Source organism: Mesorhizobium sp. B1-1-5 (assembly GCF_006443065.1).
In the GTDB taxonomy this organism is placed as follows: Bacteria; Pseudomonadota; Alphaproteobacteria; order Rhizobiales; family Rhizobiaceae; genus Mesorhizobium.
Genome location: NZ_VFWS01000277.1, coordinates 1 through 1853 on the forward strand (window position 1 = coordinate 1; position 1853 = coordinate 1853).

At 65.1% G+C, this 1853-nt stretch carries 2 protein-coding genes; both read right to left on the bottom strand.

From position 1 onward, the window contains the following. Positions 1-1159, bottom strand: a 1159-nt coding sequence (locus FJ980_RS30370; protein WP_140547283.1) for a sugar ABC transporter ATP-binding protein, incomplete at its 3' end; no start/stop codon positions are given. After that, a complete protein-coding gene (locus FJ980_RS30375) occupies positions 1156-1800 on the bottom strand; it encodes a DUF2291 family protein (protein WP_140547284.1) in 645 nt (214 codons plus the stop codon). The genes FJ980_RS30375 and FJ980_RS30370, both read right to left, overlap by 4 nt. Positions 1801-1853: the final 53 nt, after the last annotated feature.

A 1853-nucleotide genomic window follows, 5' to 3' on the forward strand; every position in this document is an offset into this window, starting at 1 on the left:
GCTTCACATAGGTCGTCGCCAGCGAACGGTCGGCGCTGCGCCTGATACGGCCGAAGCTGGTCAGACGCCGCAATATCGACAGGCTGATGTTCTCGCGGACCGACATGCCCGGAATGATGCCGTCGCCCTTGCGGTCCTCGGGGACGTAGGCGATCCCGGCTCGCACCGCCTCGGAAGGAGAGTTGATGGCGACCTTGCGCCCGTAGACGCTGACCGTTCCCTCCACCAGCCGCGACAGGCCGAAGATGGCGCGCGCTACCTCGGTGCGCCCCGCCCCGACCAGTCCGGTCAAGCCCAGTATCTCGCCGGCGCGCACATCGAAGCTGACATCGCGGAAATGCGCCCCGTCGCCGATGCGTTCGACACGCAGCACGGACTTGCCGATCGCGGCCGGGCTTTTCGGGAACACGTTGGCGACCTCGCGGCCGACCATCAGCCTGATCATCTCGGCCGCGGTTATGCCATCGATCGGACGGGTCTCGATCATTGAGCCGTCGCGCAGCACGGTCACCTCGTCGGCGATCTCGAGAACCTCCTTCAGCCTATGGCTGATGTAGACGATGGCGATGCCGTCATCGCGCATCTTGCGAAGGATCCGGAACAGCGCCGCGGTTTCGTGCTCGCTCAGGCTCGATGTCGGCTCGTCCAGCACGATGATCCTGGGCTGCGCCGCGTAGGCCTTGGCGATCTCGACCAGTTGCTGCTGGCCGATGCGCAGATCCTCGACCAGCATGTCTGGCCGGATGCCGGCTTCCAGCCGCTCCAGGAATTCACCGGCCCGGCGCTCCTGTTCCTTGCGGTCGATCTTGCGGAAGCGGTTGGTGATCTCGCGCGTGGCGAAGATATTCTCGGCGACCGAAAGGTTGCCGAACAGGTTCAGCTCCTGGAACACCATGCCGATGCCGCGGTCGACCGCATCTCCCGACGACGAGAAAGAGACCTCTTCGCCTTCGAGCAGGATGCGCCCTACGGTCGGCTGCTCGACGCCGGCGATGATCTTCATCAGCGTCGACTTGCCGGCGCCGTTTTCGCCGACCAGCACGTTGACCGCGCCCTTGCGCACTTCGAAATTCGCCTGCTTGACCGCGACCGTGCCGGCATAGACTTTCGAGACATCCTCCAGCTTGAGGATGACGTCATGGCCATTGGCCTGGCTCATGGCTTCGGCCCGATCTCGGCCTCAGCCGGCGTCACCAGCGGCAGGTCCTGGCCGCCTTCGATCGTATAGGCGCCGAGCACCTTGGCGGTGCGGCCTTCCAGCGCCTCGCGCGGCAGCTTGGAGAGCACCGTCTTGGCCGCATGGGCGTTGAAAGCCTTGCCGAACTGGGCGAAGTCGATCTGGTTGGTGAAGTCGTTGAACTGGACGAAGTCGAGGCTGTCGCGCAGTGCCGTGCCGCGCATCGCCGGCCCGATCTGAACGCGCGCGTCCGCCTTGCCGTCACCGTCGGCGTCGACATCGATGGTGGCCGCGCGCGACTGCGTGTTTGCCGCGACGATCTTGCCCTCGACGCGCACGGCGAACGTCCATGGCGAATTCGCCTGCTTCTTCGGATTGCCGTATTTGGCGCCGGCCGCGGCCGGATCGGTCTTCGCCAGCGCATGGACCTCGGCGAACGGTCCAGCCTTCTGCTGCAGATAGGGAATGACTTTCGCCGCCCAGATGTCCTCGACCATCTTGTCAGGGTTGAAGGCGGAGGCATTGCCGTCGCCTTGCGCCGATGGCGTCGGAAGGATCTTGCAGGCGCTGAGCGCGATGCCGGCGGTCAGGGCAAGGATCGGCCAACTCGGCTTTTTCTGCATGGCGGTCGAGGCATCCTGGTGAAAAGGAGCGAGGGACGAACCTCGGTTCGCCC

Excerpts from the sequence above, each read along its gene's own strand:
- FJ980_RS30375 (WP_140547284.1), bottom strand. The coding sequence starts at position 1,800 with ATGCAGAAAAAGCCGAGTTGGCCGATCCTTGCCCTGACCGCCGGCATC.